Raw genomic sequence first — 19,822 nt, 5'->3', positions numbered from 1 at the left:
GCGCCACCCACCGCCGAGGAGGCCCCCATGAACCCCGCCCCTTCCCCCGCCACCCCCTCCCGGCGGGCCGTGCTCGCCGCCGGGACGCTCGCCGCGCTGCCGCTCGCGCTGACCGCCGCCCCCGCCGCCCGAGCCGTGCCGCCCGCCCGTCGCAAGCGGGCCGCGCCCGCCGGCGCGGTGACCTCGCCCGTACCCGACCCCCTCGCGCACCGGGGGAGTTGGCAGCGCACGGCCGACGGAGGGCAGCGGGCCGCGGCTCCGGCCGGAGCCGCCGCGCTCGCGGTCACCGAACACCGGACCGCCGCCCGCGCCGGCCTCGCCGTCCGCGTCACCGCCGACCCGGCCACGCCGGACGCCCGCGGCGGACTCGTCCTGCGGGCCGCCTCCGACGGCTCCAGCGGATACGCCGTCACCCTGGAACCCGCCCACGGGCGGGTCCGCCTCGTGGACCTCGCCGACGGGAGCGTCCTCGCCACCGGCGCCGCAGGCCCGGGCGAACTCCTGGAGGTCACCACCGACGGGCCCGTCCTCACCGTCCACGTCGACGGCCGGACCGCCCTGGCGGCGACCGACCACCGGCACCGCGCCGGGCACACCGGCCTGTACGCCGACTCCGGCACCGTGCTGTTCGGCCCGCCCCGGTCCTGGACCGTCACCACCGACCTCACCGGCTGGACCGGCGACCCCGGCTGGACGCCCACCCCGCTCGGCCTCGCAGCCGACGCCCCCGCCGGCACCAACCTCCGCGCCCTCTCCGCCGAGGAGGCCTACGACACCTCCCTCCAAGCCGACCTCGTCGTCCACGACCCGTACGCGGTCGCCGCCCTCCTGGTCCGCGCCGACGCCGCCGGCAGCCGCGGCTACGCCGTCGAAGTCGACCCGAACCAGGGGAGGTTGCGCCTCTACCGCGTCGACGGGAACGCCACCCTCGCCACCCACGCCGTGCCGGTGCTCCCCGGCACCGTCCACCGGCTCCGGGTCGAGGCCGAGGGCCGCCGGCTGCGCGTCCACTGGCAGAGCGACTTCCTCCGCCCCGACGGCTACGCCCCCGTCATCGACACCGAGGACCCGGCGCCCGACCCCCACCTCTCCGGCCGGCACGGCCTGGTGGCCTACAACGGCCGGGTGTCCTACGAGAACGTCACCGCCCCCTCCGGCGGTGAACTCCCGCACGGCACCACGGAGTCGGGAACCTGGACCCGCGACCTCGCGGGGCTCCGCGGCCACGACGGCGTCCGCACCGCCCCCGCCCCCGACGGACCCGGCCTCGTCGTCTCCGCGGACGTCCGCCTCGCCGGCGCCCGCGCCGCCGGCCTCCTCGTCCGCGGCCACGCCGTCCTCCTCGACCGGCAGGCGGGCGCCGTCCGGCTCCTCGACCACGCCCGCGGCACCCTCCTCGCCACCGCCCCGCCGCCGATCAGACCGCTGCGGGACGGGGACCTGGTACGACTCGAAGTCCACCTCGTGGACGGGGAGTTCACCGTGTACGCCGACGGGGTCGGAGTCCTCGCCGCCCCGGCCGTCACCGGCGGCACCACCGTGGGACTCGTCGCCGACGGCGGCACCGCGTACTTCCGGGAGGTGTACGCCGACGACGTCCGCGACCACTTCACGGAGCCCTACCGGCCCTCCTACCACCACGCGAAGCGCGCCGGCTCCGCCTGCGACCCCAACGGCCTCGTGTGGTTCGACGGCGAGTACCACCTCTTCCACCAGGACCAGGGGCAGTGGGCGCACGCCGTCTCCACCGACCTGCTGCACTGGCGGGCCCTGCCGCTCGCCCTGGAGTGGAACGCGTACGGCCACTGCTGGTCCGGCTCCGCCGTCGCCGACCTCCACGACGACTCCGGGCTCTTCGGCGGCGGCCCCGGCCTCATCGCCTACTACACGAGCTTCCACCCCGACCGGACCGGCGGCAACCAGTCCGTGCGGGCCGCCTACAGCACCGACCGGGGCCGCTCCTGGCAGACGTACGGCGGCCCCGAACCCCTCGTCGGCAACCCCGGCGGACCCGACGGCGGCTGGGACTTCCGCGACCCGAAGGTGCTCCGCGACGAGGCCCGGGACCAGTGGGTGATGGTCGTCTCCGGCGGCGACCACGTCCGCTTCCTCACCTCCCGCGACCTCCTCCACTGGACCCACGTCAGCTCCTTCGGCTACGGCCCCTGGGTCACCGGCGGCGTCTGGGAGTGCCCCGACCTCTTCCCGCTCCCCGTCGACGGCGACCCCGCCCGCACCGCCTGGGTCCTCACGCTCTCCACGGGAGCCGTCCGCGCCACCGACGGCTCCGCCGCCGTCCACCTCACCGGCACCTGGGACGGCGCCTCCTTCACCCCCGACCAGGCCCCCGGCGGCTGGCTGCGCAGCGACCACGGACGCGACTTCTACGCCGCCATCACCTACGACAACACCCCCGACGCGCGCCGGATATGGCTCGGCTGGACCACGAACTGGGACTACCCCTTCAGCGCCCCCACCGGCCGCTGGCAGGGCCAGCACAGCGTCCCCCGGGAACTCTCCCTCGCCTCCGGACCCGCCGGCCACCCCGTACTGCGGCAGCGGCCCGTCGCCGAACTCGCCGCCCTGCGCACCGGATCCACCGTCCGCACCGGCCTCACCGCCGGACCCGGACTCCCCGACCCCTGCGCGGGCCTCTCCGGGACCGCGTACGAGATCGAGGCCGAGCTCGCCTTCCCCGCCGCCGGATCCGCCACCGACTGCGCCTTCCTGCTGCGGGCGAAGGACGGGCGGGCCGTCCGCGTCGGATACGAACCGGGGCGCGGCCGCCTGTACGTCGACCGCACCGACTCCGGACGCACCGACTTCACCCGCTGGTTCGCCGGCCGCTCCGAGGCGCCCCTCGGGACGGTGCCCACCGGGGACGGCGGGCGTGCCGTGCGGCTGCGGATCCTCGTCGACTCCTCCTCCGTGGAGGTGTTCGGCGGCGACGGCGAGGCCGTCCTCACCAGCCTGGTGCTGCCCGATCCGGACGCGGACGGGCTCTCCTTCACCGCCGAGGGCGGCACCGTCCGGATCGTCACCCTCGCCCACCACGCCCTCGGCTCCACCGTCCGGCTCGGCGGCGCCCCCGGGCGCGCCCTGCCTCCGGCACCGCCGCAGGGGGAGTTCCGCACCGACCTCGGCACCCCCACCGTGCTGCCCGCCGGTCGCTGGGAGCCCACCGGCGCCGGCCTGACCTGCGTCTTCGACCGCGACAGCGACGCCCTCTCCACCCGCCGCTTCGCCGATCTGGAACTCACCACGCTGCTGCGGCTCGGCGGCAGCGACGGGGTGCGCGGGGCCGCGTCCCTGCTGTGGCGGGCCTCGGCGGACGGCGCCGACGGGTACGTCCTCAACGTCGACCCCGACCTGCGGGCCGTCCGCCTGGCCGTCCGCCGCGCCGGCGCCTTCGACGACGCGGCCGTCCTCGCCCGGGTGCCGCTGCTCGTGCGTCACGGCGTCACGTACCACCTGCGGATCGTCCACGAGGGCACCCGGATCCAGGTCTTCCTCGACGGGCACGGGATCATCGACCTGACCGACCCCGACGCCACGTACGCCTCCGGGCACGTCGGCCTGAACGTCTTCGGCGGCCGGGCAGGCCACCAGGACACCTACGCCAAGGAGCTGTGAGACACGATGTCCTTCCTGGTGATCGGCGAGTGCGTCGCCGACATCGTCCGCGACCCCGGCGCCGCCGACGTCGTCCACCCCGGCGGCAGCCCCGCCAACGTCGCCTACGGCCTCGCCAGGCTCGGCCGCGCCACCACCCTGCTCACCCAGCTCGCGGACGACCCCTCCGGGCGGCTCATCGCCGCGCACCTCGCCGGCGCCGGGGTGCGGCTCGCCCTCGGCGGCGCCCCCGCACGCACCCCGTCGGCCGTCGTCTCCCTCGACGGACGGGGGCAGGCGACGTACGCCTTCGACATCGCCTGGACCCTGGGCGCCGAGGAGCCGCCCGCGACCCCGGAGCCGGTGCGGCACGTGCACCTCGGCTCGATCGCGGCCGTCACCGACCCCGGCGCCGCCACCGTCCTCGCCCTGACGGGACGGCTCCGGCCCACCGCCACCGTCAGCTACGACCCGAACGTGCGGCCCGCCCTGATGGGGGAGCACACGGCGGCCGTGGCCCGGGTCGAGCGGTGCGTCGCCCTCGCCGACGTGGTGAAGGCGAGCGACGAGGACCTGGCCTGGCTCCACCCGGGCGAGCGGCCGGAGACCGTGGCCGCGCGGTGGCTGGAGCTGGGGCCGTCCGTCGTCCTCGTCACCCGGGGCGGGGACGGGGCGGTGGCCGTGACACGGGAGCACACGGTGGCCGCCGCGGCGCCGCCCGTCTCCGTCGTCGACACGGTCGGCGCGGGCGACTCCTTCATGTCGGCCGTCCTCGACGCCCTCGCCGGCCGCGACAGGGCGGCGCTCGCCGCGCTCGGCCCCGGCGACCTCGCCGGGCTGCTGGCCCGGGCGGGCGCGGCGGCGGCCGTCACCGTCTCCCGGGCCGGTGCCCAGCCGCCCGACCGGACGGAACTGGACGCGGCGCTCGCCGGACGGTGACGGCGGCCGTCGAGGCCATCGCCATGGCCATCGCCATCGCTACGGCTACGGCGGTCGTCAGGTGCGGGCGTGGCTCGTGATGTCCTCCGCGAACCGCTCGACGAGTTCCGGTGTCACCGTCGGCCGGGCGGCGGCGATCGCCGCCAGGTAGTCCGCCGTGCTCGCGCCCGGCGCCGCGGCGTCCGCTCCCCGGCCGCCGGCCGCGACGAGGTCCCGCTCGAAGGAGGACTGCGCCGCCACCCGGGCCGCGTGCTCGATGTCCGCCGGGGTGAACAGATCGCTGGCGAGGACCAGTTCGTCGATGTCCACCTCCGGCCGGCCGTCCGTGTAGCGGGACCAGATGGCCGCGCGGGCGGCCTTGTCCGGCGTACCGATCGGGATCAGGTAGTCGAAGCGGCCGGGCCGCAGGAAGGCGGGGTCGAGGGAGCGGACCGAGTTGGTCGCGCACACCAGGAGCCGCTCGTCGCCCTCCCGGAACCCCGGGATCAGCTTGAGCAGTTCGTTGGTGACCCCGTGCAGCCCGCCCGGCTGCGCAGGCTCGGTGCGCACCGGGGCGATCTCCTCGACCTCGTCGATGAAGACGAGGACCCGGTCGAGCTCCGCGATCCGCGCGAAGGCGGTGCGCAGCGCCGCCGCGAGGTTGCCGCCGTCGGCGAGCCGGGACGGCAGGATCTCCACGAACGGCCAGCCGAGCCGCGAGGCGACCGCGCGGGCGAAGGTCGTCTTGCCGGTGCCGGGCGGGCCGAAGAGACAGATCGCCCGGGGCGGCCGGACCCCGTGCAGGGCGGCCCGCTCCGGCTCGGCCAGCGGCAGCACCACGCGTCGCTCGATCAGGTCCTTCTCCCGCTCCATGCCGGCCACCTTCGCCCACAGGTCGCCGGGCAGGAGCCGGCCGCCGAGGTCGTCGAGGAGCCCGGCGGCGGGCCCGTGCAGCGGCTCGGTCTTCTCGAAGTACGCGACCGCCGGCCGGCGCGTGTACCCGGCGTTGAGGAGCCCCTCGCCGAGCAGTTCCTCCTCGGGGAGCACGTACGCGATCCGCCCCACCCGGGCGGCGACCAGCTTCCGCTCCAGCTCCACCAGGAGGGCGCTGGCCAGGCCCCGGCCGCGCCAGCCGGAGGCGATCGCGACCCGCATCACCCAGGCGCGCTCCCCGGAGACGCAGGCGAGCGCGGCTCCGATGGGCACGCCCTGGTGGACGGCGACGACCGCCGGCTGCCGGGAGGTGAGCGCGCCGATGCACTCGGCGAGCGAGAAGACGGACTCCTGGCCCAGTTCGGCCGTGGTGTCGATCAGGTGGACGACGGCGGCGAGATCGTTCTCGCGGTAGTCGTGGATGTGCCAGTTCACCGGTGGTACCGCCCCTCGTGTGCTCGTTGCGGCGAGGCTAGGCGGGGGCGGTGCGGCGGGGCCTGCGCCATCCTGCACAAGGCGCGGCACGGAAACGCGCCGGTTCGTCACTGGGCGGAGCGGCGCGGACACGCGTACGGCGGCGTTCCCGGGGGAGCGCCGCCGTGGGACGGGAGAGGGCTTCCTCACGTCCTGCGCTTGCTCATCAGCAGTCCGCCCGCGGTGAGGGCGAACAGACAGACGCACGCGCCGGCGATGACGTTGCTCAGGATCATGCCGGTGTCGGGATTCCGGGTGACGACCCACGGGGCGACGATCGTCCAGGCGCCGAGCAGCAGGACCACGAAGTTCAGGTCCTGGGAACGCTCGGGGGCCATCGACGTGCACAGGCCGAGGACCGCGAGCGCGATGCCGACGACCAGGTTGGTGATGGCCAGCTCCGGCCTGGCGGCCGCGAAGTGGACCGTGTACGCGGAGACCGCGATCCAGACGCCGGCGAGGATGATGAGCTCCTCGACGGCCGCCACCCCTCTGGTCTGCATGATCTGTGCGTAGCGTGCGCGCATCTCCGTCGCGTCGGGATGTCCCGCGATGTCACCGGGACGGTGAGAGACGTCGGCCATGTGACTCGCCTCCTTGCTTGGCGTGCTGCGTGTCGGACCGCGCTCGCGGCACGGATGCCGCAGTCCCATTGTGCTCTTATATGTTCCTTATGTGAAGCGGGAACGAGAGCGACGGACCGGCGCGGCGTACGCTGGGAGAGGACTCGGGGCACCCGCTCACCGCCGGGAGGCGGAGACGATGACCGGCATCACGCGAAGAAGCTTCGACAAGGCGGACGAGACCCGTCCCTTCGAGGGCGACAAGGGCAGGCTCGATCTGATCAACACGGAGGACGGCTCCGTCGGACGGGCCGTGTTCGAGCCCGGCTGGCGCTGGTCCGAGCACGTCAAACCGATCGCCGGGACGGACAGTTGCCAGGCGGCGCACATCGGCTACGTGGTCAGCGGACGGATCCACGTCGTCATGGACGACGGCGAGGAGGACGACTTCGGCCCCGGCGACTTCATGGTGGTCACCCCCGGGCACGACGCCTGGGTCGTCGGTGAGGAACCCTGCGTGGCGCTGGACTGGAACGGCTTCGCCGACTACGCCAAGGCCTCCTGACACCTCCTGACGCCTTCTGTCACACCTCGACCCGGACCTCTCCCGGTGGTTGGGCACGGGACGGCGGGGACGGCCGCGAGCGGCGGCCGTCCCCGCCGGCCGCTCAGGCGGCAGGCCCGGACGCGGACGCGCCCGAGGCGATCCCGAAGGCCGGGTCGGGCACCGATGCGGGCTCGATCAGCTCGGACGCGCGGCCGTCGACACCGACCGGCACGTCCCCGTCGATGGTGACCCGCCGCAGCTTGCGGTCGTGCTCGTCGGAGTCGTCCACGCCGTAGTGCTGGGTCGCGCGGTTGTCCCAGATCGCCACGTCGCCGGTCCGCCACTGCCAGCGGACCGTGTTCTCCGGGCGCTCCACGTGCGACTGGAAGAGCTCGACCAGGGCACGCGAGTCGGCGCCGGTGAGCCCGCTGATCCGCTGGACGAAGTTGCCGAGGAGCAGCGTCCGTTCGCCGGTCTCCGGGTGGACGCGGACGACCGGGTGCTCGGTGAGGAACTTCGTGGAGGCGAAGACGTCCCGGAAGCGGGCGAGCTGCTCCGGCACGGCGTCGGGGCGGAGCGCCGCGTAGTCGTACGCGTTGGAGTGGACGGCCCGCAGGCCGTCGGCGAGCCGCCGCAGCGGCTCGGGCAGGTTCTCGTACGCGGTGGCGGTGTTGGCCCAGAGGGTGTTGCCGCCGTACGGCGGGACGACCACGGCCCGCAGGATGGAGAAGGCCGGGTAGGCGGGGACGAAGGTCACGTCGGTGTGCCACTGGTTGGCGCGGCCGCCGTGGTCGGAGTCGATGGGGAAGGAGTAACGCCCGTCGGCGGACGGCACGGTGGGGTGGGCGACCGGCGTGCCGAGCAGCCGGCCGAAGGCCTCGTGCGCCTCCTCGTCCAGGTGGTCCTGGTCGCGGAAGAACACGACCTTGTGGGCCAGGAGCGCGGAGCGGATCGCGCCGACGGTCTCCGGATCGAGGTCGCCGCCGAGGCGGACGCCGGTGACGACGGCGCCGAGGCGCCCGCCCAGCTTGTGGACGGTGAGGGTGGAGGCGGGGGCGGCCGTGGAGGTGGGGGCGGGGGTGGTCGCGGTCGACATGGGAGGTCCTTTCGGTGGGGTCCCGAGGAATTGATCTCGGAGCGGAAGTAATGGCGGTGCGCGAAGGCCCGCCGAGGGGACGGGGGCGGGAGGTACGACACGGCACGGGATGCGGCCGGACGGAGACCGGGCCGCGCGGGGCGTGGAGTCGTACGCAGAGCGGGGACTCGTGTGGCGGTGGGCCGGCCCCGGGAGGTCGCGAGGGTCAGGCGCCGGTGAAGGCCGGACAGGTCGTGGTCGCGAACATGTCCAGGAGACTGGCAACGTCCCCGGGACGGCGTCAAGCTGCTGCCCGTGGCCCACGACCCCGCCCGCAGTGGTTGAATCGGCGCCTGCCCGATCCGCGGGACCCCTCCCGTACCCCTCTCTGACCTGGGAATTCGTCCTCAGGGGGGCGGTTCGGCGCAGTCGGCGCGGGCCAGCGCGCCGTCCGCCGGGGAATTCACGTCCCCGCAACAGAGAGGCAGAGATGACCCGTACGCCCCCAGGGCCCCGCATGGCCGGCGACGGCCGGCGCGAGGCGAACGCGGCGACCGTGCTGCGGACCGTGCTCGACCACGGACCGGTCTCCCGCAGCGCCGTCGCCCACCTCTCCGGGCTGAGCCCGGCCGCCGTGTCCCGCCAGGCCACCGACCTGACCCGGCTCGGTCTCCTGCGCGAACTGCCGGAGCTGTCCGGAGCCGGGGGAGTGGGGCGGCCGCGGATCCCCGTCGACCTGCACATCGGCGCGACCGGCGGTCCCGTCGTGGCGGGCGTGCACCTGGGGGTGCCCGGCTCCACCTTCGCCCTCGTCGACCTGCGCGGCCGGGTCCTGGCCCGGCACCGGCACTCCCACGCGCCGTTCGAGCCGGGGCGGTTGCCCGAGACGGTCGGCGCCGAACTGCGGGCCTTCCTCGGCCGGCACGCCGCGGGCCGCCCGCTGCTCGGGGTCGGGGCCGCGCTCGGCGGCCGGGTCGACCCGGCCGCCGGCGTCGTCGTCCGCCACGAGGCGCTGGGGTGGCGACACCGGCCGTTCGCCGCCGAACTCTCCCGGGTGCTGGGCGGCCCCGCGGTCCGCCTCGACAACCACGCCCGAGCCATCGCCCAGTCCGAGATCCTCTTCGGCCGTCCCGCCGCCCGCCGCAGCCTGGTGCACCTCTTCGTCGGCAACGTCGTGGACGCCGCCGTCGGGCTCGCCGGAGTCGTCCACCAGGGGCCGGGGGGCGCCGCCGGCGACGTCGCCCACCTGCCCGTACCCGACTCCACCACCCCGTGCCCGTGCGGGCGTTCGGGCTGCCTGGAGGCGACCGCCTCCAACACCGCGCTCGCCCGGACGGCGGTCCGCCGCGGCATCGTGCCCGAGGCCGACACCTCCCTGGTGGTGGACGCCGCCGCGGCCGGGGACCGGCGGGCCGACCGGCTGCTGCGCGAGCGGGCCAGGGCGGTGGGCCGGGCGCTGGCCCTGCTCGTCGACGTCCTCAACCCCGACCTCGTGGTCGTCACCGAGCAGGCGAGCGTCCTGGAGCCCGACTACCTGGAGGAGATCCGGGGTGCCGCGATCGACCTCTCGCACGTCTGCGACGACCCCGAACGCATCGTCAGTCCACATGCCGGACCAGCCGTCCTCCCCGTCGCCGCGGGCACGGTTCTGTTGAATTCCCTGTTCAAAAGGCCCCTGGAGACCCTCGAAGGACTCCGTGGCGAGCGTGCCCTCGGCTGACACCGTCTCAGAATGCGGGCATACGTGGTTGACCCGCTCTCGGCGCCGCTGCCATATTGCTCCCGTGAATCCGGACATGCGCCTCATCTCCCGCAGGCACGTCGACCTCTGTCGACTCGCCAGCGCGGTCTGTGCCGTCCGCGTCTGATCCTCCGGCGCGGCCGTCTCCGCCGCGAACCCCCGTAACTCCCGGCCGGACCGGGCCCGTTCCCGTACCTCCGGCGCTCCGTCGCACGGCACCGCGGGCGGTGCGGGCTTCCCCCGCACCCCGCCGCGGCTCGCCGCACCCGGCGCTTCCCCGCACCCAGGGCGTCCCCGCGTCCGCGTGTCCCCGGACGCGCGTCCCCGCCCGCACCTTCATTGCTCCCGCAGCGGAAGAAACCTCCGCCGCGCGCATCCGACCTCCCCCAGGCAGGCACCGATGACCGAGCTGTACCCCTCCGCGCCCACCGCCCCCTCCCGGCGCACCACCCTGCGCGCCGCCGCCGGCGGCACCCTGTTCCTCGGCCTGGGGCTGACCGGCTGCCGCTCGGCCGTCTCGGAAGCCGCGGCCCCGGCGGCCGGAGGCGGCGCCGGACCGCAGCGCGGCGGCACCCTCACCGTCGCCGTCAACACCGACTTCACCCCGAGCCTGCTCTTCTCCCAGAGCAGCCAGTCCCTCCAGCAGCGGCTGATCTACAACACGCTCACCCGCTACGACGACCGCCTCGAACCCCGGCCGGAGCTGGCCACCTCCTGGGAGTACGCCCCGGACGGCCGGTCCATCACCCTCGACCTGCGCACCGACGTCGTTTTCCACGACGGCCGCCCCTTCACCGCCGACGACGTGATCTTCGCCGTGAAGAACCTTCAGAACCCGCTGCGGGCCGCCCAGTTGAGATCGACGGCCGCCGTCGTCACCGGCTTCGAGAAGCGCGGCGACCACGCACTGGTGCTCCGGCTCGCGCACCCCGTCGACAACCTCTTCGACCTCTTCGAGTTCATGTTCATCACCGACCCGCACACCGTCGAAGAAGCCGTCACCGGCAGGAAGCTCAACGGCACCGGCCCCTTCACGCTGACCGCCTGGCGCCCCGGCTCCGGCCTCAGCCTGCGGCGGAACGCGTCGTACTGGCGGCCCGGCCGCCCCTACCTCGACGGCGTCGAGATACGCGTCGTCCCGCAGGCCGACGCCCTCGTCTCCTCCCTGCGCACCGGCCAGTCCCAGCTCTCCTACTCCGTCCCCGGCCGCAACCTCGCCGCCGTCGCCACCGCCCCCGACCTCGTCGTCAGCGAGTACGCCACCGGCGGCGGCGCCTCCTACCTCGGCGTCGACACCTCCGTCGCCCCGCTCGACGACAAGACCGTCCGCCAGGCCCTCGCCTGGGCCGTCGACCGCGAGCGGATCCTGGAGCAGGTCCTCGGCGGCTACGGCCTCGCCTCCGCCACCCCCTGGCCCCGGTCCTCACCCGCCTACACCGAGGCCGGCCGCACCCACTACCGCCACGACCCCGCCAAGGCCCGCGCACTTCTGAGGTCCGCCGGCCACACCCGCCTCGACCTGCCCCTCCTCCACGTCAACCTGCCCGGGGAGACCGCGCTCGCCGAGGCGATCCAGTACGACCTGAAGCAGATCGGCGTCCACGTCACCCTGGAGCCCACCGACGCCGCCACCGCCCAGAAGCACCTCGTCTCCCAGTCCATGCCCGCCCTCTGGGCCATGGGCCACGGCTTCGCCCAGGTGCAGCCCTCCACCCTGGCGGTCAGCGCCTATCCCTTCAACGCCGCCAAGAACACCTCCCGCTTCCGCTCGGAGGCGTACACCGAGGCCGTCCGCGCGGCCTGGACGAGCCGCGCCACCGGCGCCGAGGCCAACGCCCTGCGGCAGCGGGTCACCGACACCCTCCTCGACGAGGCGTTCATCATCGACCTCGCCATCCGGGGCAGCGTCCAGGTCGCCTCGAAGAAGCTGCGCGGCGTCACCCTGACCAAGTTCGCCTCGCTCGACCTCGACGACGCCCACCTGGCGGGCTGAGATGCGCGGATACCTGCTGCGGAGACTCCCCTCCGCCCTCCTCGTCCTCGCCGCCGCCTCCGTCCTCGTCTTCGGGATACTGCGGCTCGTCCCCGGCGACCCGGCCGCCGTCCTCGCCGGACCCGACGCCGGACCCGAGGTCCAGGCCGCCCTCCGGGACCGGCTCGGCCTCGACGAGCCGCTGCCCGCCCAGTACCTCCACTGGATCGGCGGACTGCTCACCGGCGACCTCGGCCCCTCCTACGTCATCGGCGGCGAGACCGCCGACCTCATCGCCGACGGACTCGGCGCCACCGCCGAACTCACCCTCGGCGCCCTGCTGTTCGCCGTCCTCATCGGCGGCACCCTCGGCATCCTGGGCGCCACCGCCCGCCGCCCCTGGGCACGCGGCACGGTCCGCGCCCTCACCACCGCCGCCCTCGCCGTGCCCCCGTACGTCAGCGGCGTCCTCCTCGTCCTCGTCTTCGCCGTCGGCCTGGGCGTCCTGCCCTCCGGCGGCCGGATCCCCTTGCTCACCGCCCCCGACCTCGGCGTCCAGTACCTGCTGCTGCCCGCCCTCTGCCTCGCCCTGCCCAGCGCCGCCGTCCTCGGCCGCTTCCTGGAGGACAGCCTCCGGCGGGCCCTCGCCGAGGACCACGTGAGGACCGCCACCGCCGCCGGCATCGCGCCCCGCCGCATCCTGTGGCGCCACGCCCTGCCGCACGCCCTCCCGCCCGTCGTCACCCTCCTCGGCATCCAGACCGGCCACCTCCTCGGCGGCGCCGTCCTGGTGGAGGCGATCTTCGCCTGGCCCGGCCTCGGCCGGCTCGCCGAACAGGCCCTGGTCCGCCGCGACTACCCCGTCGTCCAGGACCTGCTGCTCCTCCTCGTCGCCGTCTTCGTCCTCGTCCAGCTCCTGTCCGACCTCGTCCACGCCTGGCTCGACCCCCGGATCAGGTGGGAGTGACCGCCATGACCACCCTCCTCGCCCCACCCGCGGCTGCCCGCCCGCGCCACCCCTACGCGACCGCCCTCGCCACCGCCCGGGGCCGCACCGGCCTCGCCCTCGTCGGCCTGGTCGTCCTCGCCGGCCTCCTCGCCCCGCTCCTCGCCGGCCACCCGCCGACCGACCAGAGCGCCCTCACCCTCGCCCCCCTCGGCACCCCCGGCCACCCGCTCGGCACCGACGACCTCGGCCGCGACCTGCTCTCCCGGCTGCTGTACGGCATCCGCGCCGACCTCGGCATCATCGCCGTCGCCGTCCCGCTCGGCGCCGTCCTCGGCTGCCTCCTCGCCCTCGCCGCCGCCGTCCACCCGGCCGTCGACACCGCCGTCCAGCGCGCCTTCGACCTCGTCCTCGCCTTCCCGGGACTGATCCTCGCGCTCGCCGTCACCGCCGTCCTCGGCCCCGGCCGGCTCCCGGTGATCCTCGTCGTCGCCCTCGCGGAGGTCCCCGTCTTCGGACGGCTGCTGCGCACCGGCGTCCTCGCCCACCGGAGCCGCGAGTACGTCACCGCCGCCCGCGTCGGCGGCACCTCCGCCCGCCGTGTCCTCACCCGGCACGTCCTGCCCAACGCCGCCGACCCGCTCGTCGTCCAGTTCGCCGTCTCCCTCACCGTCGCCGTCTTCCTCGAAGGCGCCATGAGCTTCCTCGGCGTCGGCGTCCGCCCGCCCGAACCCACCCTCGGGGCCGTCCTCAGCCAGGCCATGCCCCACCTCTCCCAGGCCCCGCACTTCGCCGCCGGCCCCCTCGTCACCGTGACCGCGCTCGTCCTCGGCCTCTCCCTCGTCGCGGAGGCACTCAACCGGGAGGTCCGCCGATGACCACCGCCCCGCTCCTCGACGTCCGCGACCTCGACGTCACCTTCACCACCCCCGACGGCGGCGACCTGCACGCCGTCCGGGGCGTCTCCTTCACCCTCCGCAGGGGCGAGACCGTCGCCGTCGTCGGCGAGTCCGGCTCCGGGAAGTCCACCACCGCGCTCGCCCTGCTGCGCATGCTCCCCGGCACCGGCCGGATCACCGGCGGCTCCGTCCTCCTCGACGGCACCGACCTGGCCACCGCCTCCGAGGAGGAGCTGCGGGCGGTGCGCGGCACCCGAATCGGCATGGTCTTCCAGGACCCCATGACCGCCCTCGACCCCCTCCTCACCGTCGGCCGCCACCTCGACGAGGTCCTCCGCGCCCACGGCGGCCGGGACCGGGCCGCCCGCCGGGCCCGCGCCCTCGAACTCCTCGGCCTCGTCGGGATCCCCGACCCGGAACGGCGCCTCGACGACCATCCGCACCGGTTCTCCGGCGGCCAGCGGCAGCGGATCCTCATCGCCCTGGCCCTCGCCGGCGAACCCGACGTCCTGCTCGCCGACGAACCCACCACCGCCCTCGACGCCACCGTCCAGGACCAGATCCTCACCCTCCTCGGCGAGCTGACCCGCACCACCGGCACCGCCCTCGTCCTCATCACCCACAACCTCGGCGTCGTCGCCCGCACCTGCGCACGCGTCCTCGTCCTGTACGGCGGCACCGTCGTCGAGGACGGGCCCACCGCCGAGGTGCTGGCCCGGCCCCGCCACCCGTACACCGCCGGACTCCTCGCCGCCGTGCCCCGCCTCTCCAGCCCCTCGGGCACCCGCCTCACCGGCATCCCCGGCAGCCCGCCCGACCTCCGGCTCCCGCTCGCCGGCTGCGCCTTCGCCGCCCGCTGCCCGCTCGCCGAGGACCGCTGCCACACCGCCGCGCCGCAGCTGACCGCCCTCACCGACACCGTCCGCGCCGCCTGCCACCCGGCCGCCGAGCGGACCGCGCCGCTGCCCCCGCCCCCGCCACCGGTCCGCGTGGACCGGCCCGCGCCCGGCGCGGTCGTCCTCGCCGCCGAGGGGCTGCGCAAGACCTACGGCACGCGCCGGCGCCGCTTCACCGCCCTCGACGGCGTCTCCCTCACCCTGCGCGAGGGCGAGACCCTCGGAGTCGTCGGCGAGTCCGGCTCCGGCAAGTCGACCCTGGCCCGGATCCTCGCCCACGCCCACCCCGCCGACGGCGGCCGGCTCCTCCTCGACGGCCGGGACGTCACCCGGCCCGGCCGCGCCGGCCTGCGGGCCGTCCGCCGACGCGTCCAGATGGTCTTCCAGGACCCGTACGCCTCGCTCGACCCGCGCATGACCGCCGGCGACATCGTCGCCGAACCCCTGCGCGCCTTCGGCATCGGCACCGCCGCCGACCGTCCCGAGCGCGTCGCCGCCCTGCTGCGCCGTGTCGGGCTCGACCCGGCCGCCGCCGACCGGCTGCCGCGCTCCTTCTCCGGCGGGCAGCGGCAGCGCATCGGCATCGCCCGCGCCCTCGCCCCGGAACCCGCCGTCCTCATCTGCGACGAACCCGTCTCCGCCCTCGACGTCTCCGTCCAGGCCCAGATCACCGGACTCCTCGCCGACCTCCAGCGCGAGCTCGGCCTCGCCCTGGTCTTCATCGCGCACGACCTCGCCGTCGTCCGCCAGGTCAGCCACCGCATCGCCGTCGTGCACCAGGGCCGGATCGTCGAGGAGGGCGACGCCGACGAACTGTGCGAGCATCCCCGCGCCCCCTACACCCGGGCGCTGCTCGCCGCCGTCCCGGAACCCGTACCCGTACGCGCCGCGGCCGGGGCGGTGTCCGCGTGACCGGCCGCCGCGCCCCCGGCCGGCTCAGCCCGGCCGGGCGGCGAGGGCGTCCAGGGTCTCGTCCAGGGTCGTCGCCGCCATGATCAGCGACAGATGGGTGAACGCCTGCGGGAAGTTGCCCAGTTGCTCGCCGCTCGGCCCGATCTCCTCGGCGAACAGGCCGACATGGTTGGCGTACGTGAGCATCTTCTCGAAGGCGAACCGTGCCTGCCGCACCCGCCCGGCCCGCGCCAGCGCGTCCACGTACAGGAAGGTGCAGAGGCTGAACGTGCCCTCGGCGCCCCGCAGTCCGTCCGGCGCGGCGCCCGGGTCGTAGCGGTGGACCAGATTGTCCCGGACGAGGCCGCGCTCGATCGCGTCCAGGGTGCTCAGCCACCGGGGGTCCGTCGGGTTGAGCAGCCCGGTGCGGGGGATCAGCAGCAGCGAGGCGTCCAGCACGTCCCCGCCGAAGTACTGCGTCAGCGCCCGGCGCCGCTCGCTCCACCCGCGCCGCATCACCTGCGCGAAGATCTCGTCCCGCGCCGCCCGCCAGGTGTCCAGGGCCGCAGGCCGGCCGAACTCCTCCGCGAGGCGCAGCCCCCGGTCGAAGGCCACCCAGGACATCACCCGGCTGAAGGTGAAGTCCTTCCGTCCGCCGCGCGTCTCCCAGATGCCCTCGTCGGGCGCGTCCCACGCGTCGGCGAGCCAGTCGAGCATCCCCGACACCGCCCGCCACCCCTCGTACGTCGGCTGGATGTCCTGCCCGCCGCCCTGCGCCAGCGCGTACAGCGCCTCGCCGAAGATGTCGAGCTGGAGCTGGTCCGCCGCCGCGTTGCCCACCCGCACCGGCGCCGAGCCCCGGTACCCCTCGAACTCCGCCAGCACCTCCTCGGGCAGCGAAGGGTCCCCGTCCACCCGGTACATGATCTGCAGGGGCCGCCCGCCCGCCGGGCCCGCCGAGCGCTCGGCGACCCGCGCCGTCAGCCAGTCCGTGAACGCCGCCGCCTCCTCCGCGAAGCCGAGGTCGAGCAGGGCCCGCACGGCCAGCGAGCCGTCCCGCACCCAGGTGTAGCGGTAGTCCCAGTTCCGCTCGCCGCCCACCTGCTCCGGCAGCCCGAGCGTCGGCGCCGCGATCGGCGCCCCCGACGGCAGGTACGTCAGCAGTTTCAGCGTGATCGCCGAGCGGTGCACCATGTCGGGCCACCGCCCCCGGTACCGCGCGGTGCGCACCCACCGCTGCCAGAAGTCCACCGTCTCCCACAGCGCGGCCTCCGCCTCCCGCAGGTCCGGCAGCGGCGGCGGCGCGGCCTCGGGGCCGTCCACGGTGAAGGACGCCCCGGCGACCTGCCCCTCGGACAGTTCCAGGCGCCCGCGCACGTCGTACGGCCCGTCCCGTTCCAGCGGGACGTTCGTCTGGAGGAAGCCCGCCATCGCGGCCGAGCGGAAGGCCGCCGTGCGGCCGTCGATCCGCACGTCGTGCGGGGCCCGCCCGAAGCCGAACCGGGGCCGGCACTCCAGCGTGAACGCGACGCTGCCGCGGGTGCACCGCATCGCCCGCATCAGGGCGTGCCGGTCCGTCGGCCTCCCGGTCCGGTCCGGCGGCATCCAGTCCATCAACTCGCCCACCCCGTCGGGGGACATGAACCGGGTCACGAGGATCGCCGTGTCCGGGTAGTAGAGCTGCTTGACCGTCACGTCCGGCCCGTCCACCGAGAGCCGGAAGTAGCCGCCCCGGTCGTGGTCCAGAAGCGCCGAGAACACCCCCGGAGAGTCGAACCGGGGCGCCGCGAACCAGTCCACGACGCCCTCGTCCGAGATGAGCGCGGCGGTCTGCAGATCCCCCACCAGGCCGTGCTCGGCGATGAGCGGATAGCGCTTCATCCCTCCACTATCCGTGATCACCCGCCACCGCGCCCCGCCGACGGGATGCCGTCGCCGCCCGGGGGGAGCACCATGGACGGTGGACGGTGGACGGTGGACGGAGAACGGGTACGGAGAGACGGACACAGCCGGCTCGGGGACTGCCTATCCGGACACGGCGAGGCCATGAAAGCAACGCCCGCGGCCCAGAGGCGCCGCCCCGCGAAACAGAGCAGCCTTTACCGGCTCGGGCACTGGTGCGCCCGCCACTTCGTCGTCGTGGTGGCCCTGTGGCTGGCCGCCCTGGTCGGACTCCAGATCACCGACCGCGCCGTCGGCGGCCAGTACTCCGACGACTTCGACCTCCCCGGCGTCCAGTCGGCGGACGGGCTGTCCGTCCTGGAGGCGCACGACCCGGCGGCCGGCGGCTACGGCGCCCAGATCGTCCTCAACGACCCGTCCAAGCCGCTCACCGAAGAGGCGTCCGCGGTGAACTCGACGGTCGCCGCCCTGCAGAAGCTGCCGGACGTCATCGGCGCCCAGAACCCGCTGCCGCCGCCCGGCACCACGCCGCCCCCGGCCTCCACCACCACCCCGAACACGGGCCCGCTGTCGACCGACGGCAAGACCGCCTACATCACGGTCCGCTTCAGCGTGCCGCCGTCCACGCTCGGCGCCGACTACCTGACCGGCGTCGACAGCGCCGTACAGCCGCTCCGGGACGCCGGGGTGACCGTCGAGTACGGCGGATCGCTCGGCGAACTCGCCCGGCCCGCCGCCGACGACCGCACCAGCGAGGCCATCGGCTTCGCCGTGGCGATCGTGGTCCTCCTGATCGGCTTCGGGAGCGTCATCGGCGCCGTGATGCCGCTGGTCACCGCCCTCATCGGGGCGATCTGCGGGCTCGCCCTGCTCGGCCTGACGGCCGCCGCCTTCACCTTCGGCACCGTCTCGCCGACCCTGGCCACCATGATCGGCCTCGGTGTCGGCATCGACTACGCGCTGTTCCTGATCACCCGCCACCGGCAGAACCTCATGAACGGCCACGATCCCGCCGACTCCGCGGGCCTGGCGACCACCACCAGCGGCCGCGCCGTCCTCGTCTCCGGCTGCACGGTCGTCATCGCCCTGTCCGGCCTGTGGGTCTCCGGAGTCACCTTCATCGGGAAACTCGGCCTGGCGGCGGCCTTCACCGTCGTCACGGCCGTCCTCGCCGCCCTCACCCTCGTCCCCGCCCTGCTCGGCCTCGTCGGCAAGCGCATCGACCGCTACCACGTCCGCAAGCCGGTCGCCGAGACGGACGCCGAACCCGGGGCCGAAGCCCACGGTACGTGGCACCGGTACGCCCAGCGGGTCGAGCGGCGGCCCTGGTACTTCCTCGTCGGCGGCGTCGTCTCCCTGCTGATCCTCGCCTTCCCGCTGTTCTTCATCCAGCTCGGCCACATCGGCGACGGAGCCGATCCGAAGTCCTTCACCGACCGCCGCGCCTACGACCTGATCTCCACCGCCTTCGGTCCCGGCGCCAACGGCCCCCTCACCGTCGTCGTCGACCAGTCCGCCGTGCCCTCCTCCGACCGGGCCGACCTGGCGACCAGCCTCCAGAAGGCGCTCACCGGCGTGCCCGACGCCGCCTCCATCACCCCCCTGCAGCCCACGTCGGACGGCGACGTCCTCGTCGGCACCGCCTACTCGGTCGCCTCGCCGCAGGACGAACGGACCACCGACCTGACGAACCACCTCGTCGACGACGTCCTCCCGGGGGCCGTGGCCGGCACCGAGGCGAAGACGTACGTCACCGGCACGACCGCCGCCCAGGTCGACTTCCTCGACCTCGTCTCCAGCCGGCTGCCGCTGATCATCGCCGTCGTCGTCGCCCTCGCCTTCCTGGTGATCCTGACCGTCTTCAGAGGCCTCCTCGTCGCCGTGAAGGCCGCCGTCCTCAACGTGCTCTCCATCGCCGCCTCCTACGGCGTCGTCGTCGCCGTCTTCCAGTGGGGCTGGGGCGGGCCCGCGCTCGGCGTCTCCGGCAAGGTGCCGATCGAGAGCTACGTGCCCATGATGATGTTCGCGATCGTCTTCGGCCTCAGCATGGACTACGAGATCTTCCTGCTCTCCCGGGTCCGCGAGGCCTGGCTGCGCACCGGCGACGCGAAGGCGAGCGTCGCCCACGCCCTGGAGATCACCGCCCGGGTGATCACCTGCGCCGCCCTCATCATGGTGAGCGTCTTCGCCGCGTTCATCGTCTCCGACAACATCGTCGTCAAGATGCTCGGCCTGGGTCTCGCCGCCAGCGTCCTCATCGACGCGACCGTCGTGCGGCTGCTGCTCGTGCCCGCCGTGATGACCCTGCTCGGCAAACACGCCTGGTGGATCCCGCGACGTCTCGACCGGATCCTGCCCCACCTGGACACCGAGGGCGAGGAGGCGCTCAAGCGGGACGAGGCCGCCGCGGCGCCGCCCGCCCACTGAGCACCCGGGCCCCCGACGCCCGCGGC

14 protein-coding genes are annotated in these 19,822 nt (G+C 74.8%); 10 read left to right on the top strand and 4 right to left on the bottom strand.

Annotation, left to right across the window (positions count from 1 at the left end):
- The first annotated feature begins 27 nt into the window (after window positions 1–27).
- A complete protein-coding gene (locus tag AB0E19_RS15650; protein WP_362179186.1) occupies window positions 28–3,633 on the top strand; it encodes a glycoside hydrolase family 32 protein in 3,606 nt (1,201 codons plus the stop codon).
- 6 nt (window positions 3,634–3,639) lie between these two features.
- Window positions 3,640–4,551, top strand: a complete 912-nt coding sequence (locus tag AB0E19_RS15645; RefSeq protein ID WP_362179183.1) for a carbohydrate kinase — start codon at window positions 3,640–3,642, stop codon at window positions 4,549–4,551.
- A gap of 57 nt (window positions 4,552–4,608) precedes the next feature.
- Here AB0E19_RS15645 and AB0E19_RS15640 read toward each other — a convergent pair whose 3' ends face one another.
- Both AB0E19_RS15640 and AB0E19_RS15635 read right to left on the bottom strand, forming a co-directional pair.
- Window positions 4,609–5,898 carry a bifunctional GNAT family N-acetyltransferase/ATP-binding protein gene (locus AB0E19_RS15640; protein WP_362179180.1) on the bottom strand — a complete coding sequence of 430 codons (1,290 nt, stop codon included), beginning with the start codon at window positions 5,896–5,898 and terminating at the stop codon, window positions 4,609–4,611.
- A gap of 185 nt (window positions 5,899–6,083) precedes the next feature.
- Window positions 6,084–6,521 (bottom strand): SPW repeat protein, encoded by a 438-nt coding sequence (locus AB0E19_RS15635; protein WP_360599218.1) that lies wholly within the window; start codon window positions 6,519–6,521, stop codon window positions 6,084–6,086.
- Between the two features lie 178 nt (window positions 6,522–6,699).
- Here AB0E19_RS15635 and AB0E19_RS15630 point away from each other — a divergent pair, with 178 nt between their 5' ends.
- Window positions 6,700–7,065: a cupin domain-containing protein gene (locus AB0E19_RS15630; protein WP_362179176.1), complete on the top strand. Its 366-nt coding sequence runs from the start codon at window positions 6,700–6,702 to the stop codon at window positions 7,063–7,065.
- Window positions 7,066–7,168: 103 nt separating this feature from the next.
- Here the strand turns inward: AB0E19_RS15630 and AB0E19_RS15625 are convergent, their stop codons facing one another.
- Window positions 7,169–8,143, bottom strand: coding sequence for a TauD/TfdA family dioxygenase (locus AB0E19_RS15625; protein ID WP_362179173.1), 975 nt, complete (start codon window positions 8,141–8,143; stop codon window positions 7,169–7,171).
- A 469-nt stretch (window positions 8,144–8,612) separates the two neighbouring features.
- On the opposite strand from AB0E19_RS15625, the gene AB0E19_RS15620 reads away from it, so the two are divergent.
- From AB0E19_RS15620 to AB0E19_RS15595, 6 genes are all read left to right on the top strand, one after another.
- Window positions 8,613–9,842 (top strand): ROK family protein, encoded by a 1,230-nt coding sequence (locus tag AB0E19_RS15620; RefSeq protein WP_362179170.1) that lies wholly within the window; start codon window positions 8,613–8,615, stop codon window positions 9,840–9,842.
- Window positions 9,843–9,918: 76 nt separating this feature from the next.
- Window positions 9,919–9,990: a putative leader peptide gene (locus AB0E19_RS15615; RefSeq protein WP_359521833.1), complete on the top strand. Its 72-nt coding sequence runs from the start codon at window positions 9,919–9,921 to the stop codon at window positions 9,988–9,990.
- A gap of 273 nt (window positions 9,991–10,263) precedes the next feature.
- Window positions 10,264–11,856, top strand: a complete 1,593-nt coding sequence (locus tag AB0E19_RS15610) for an ABC transporter substrate-binding protein (protein WP_362179167.1) — start codon at window positions 10,264–10,266, stop codon at window positions 11,854–11,856.
- 1 nt (window position 11,857) lies between these two features.
- On the top strand, window positions 11,858–12,802 hold the full coding sequence (locus tag AB0E19_RS15605) for an ABC transporter permease (RefSeq protein ID WP_362179163.1): 945 nt from the start codon (window positions 11,858–11,860) through the stop codon (window positions 12,800–12,802).
- Window positions 12,799–13,659 carry an ABC transporter permease gene (locus AB0E19_RS15600; RefSeq protein ID WP_362179160.1) on the top strand — a complete coding sequence of 287 codons (861 nt, stop codon included), beginning with the start codon at window positions 12,799–12,801 and terminating at the stop codon, window positions 13,657–13,659. Before AB0E19_RS15605 ends, AB0E19_RS15600 begins: the two co-directional genes overlap by 4 nt.
- Window positions 13,656–15,488, top strand: a complete 1,833-nt coding sequence (locus AB0E19_RS15595) for an ABC transporter ATP-binding protein (protein WP_362179156.1) — start codon at window positions 13,656–13,658, stop codon at window positions 15,486–15,488. The genes AB0E19_RS15600 and AB0E19_RS15595 overlap by 4 nt, the downstream gene beginning before the upstream one ends.
- A gap of 24 nt (window positions 15,489–15,512) precedes the next feature.
- Here the strand turns inward: AB0E19_RS15595 and AB0E19_RS15590 are convergent, their stop codons facing one another.
- Window positions 15,513–17,348 carry a glycoside hydrolase family 15 protein gene (locus AB0E19_RS15590; RefSeq protein ID WP_362179153.1) on the bottom strand — a complete coding sequence of 612 codons (1,836 nt, stop codon included), beginning with the start codon at window positions 17,346–17,348 and terminating at the stop codon, window positions 15,513–15,515.
- 165 nt (window positions 17,349–17,513) lie between these two features.
- Between AB0E19_RS15590 and AB0E19_RS15585 the strand changes: the two genes are divergently transcribed.
- A complete protein-coding gene (locus AB0E19_RS15585; RefSeq protein ID WP_362179150.1) occupies window positions 17,514–19,796 on the top strand; it encodes an MMPL family transporter in 2,283 nt (760 codons plus the stop codon).
- The last annotated feature ends 26 nt before the right edge of the window (window positions 19,797–19,822 follow it).

The organism is Streptomyces sp. NPDC047974 (assembly GCF_040653375.1).
Lineage (GTDB): Bacteria > Actinomycetota > Actinomycetes > Streptomycetales > Streptomycetaceae > Streptomyces.
The sequence above is the reverse complement of the archived record's forward strand: the minus strand, read 5'-3'. Positions and strand labels throughout refer to the sequence as shown.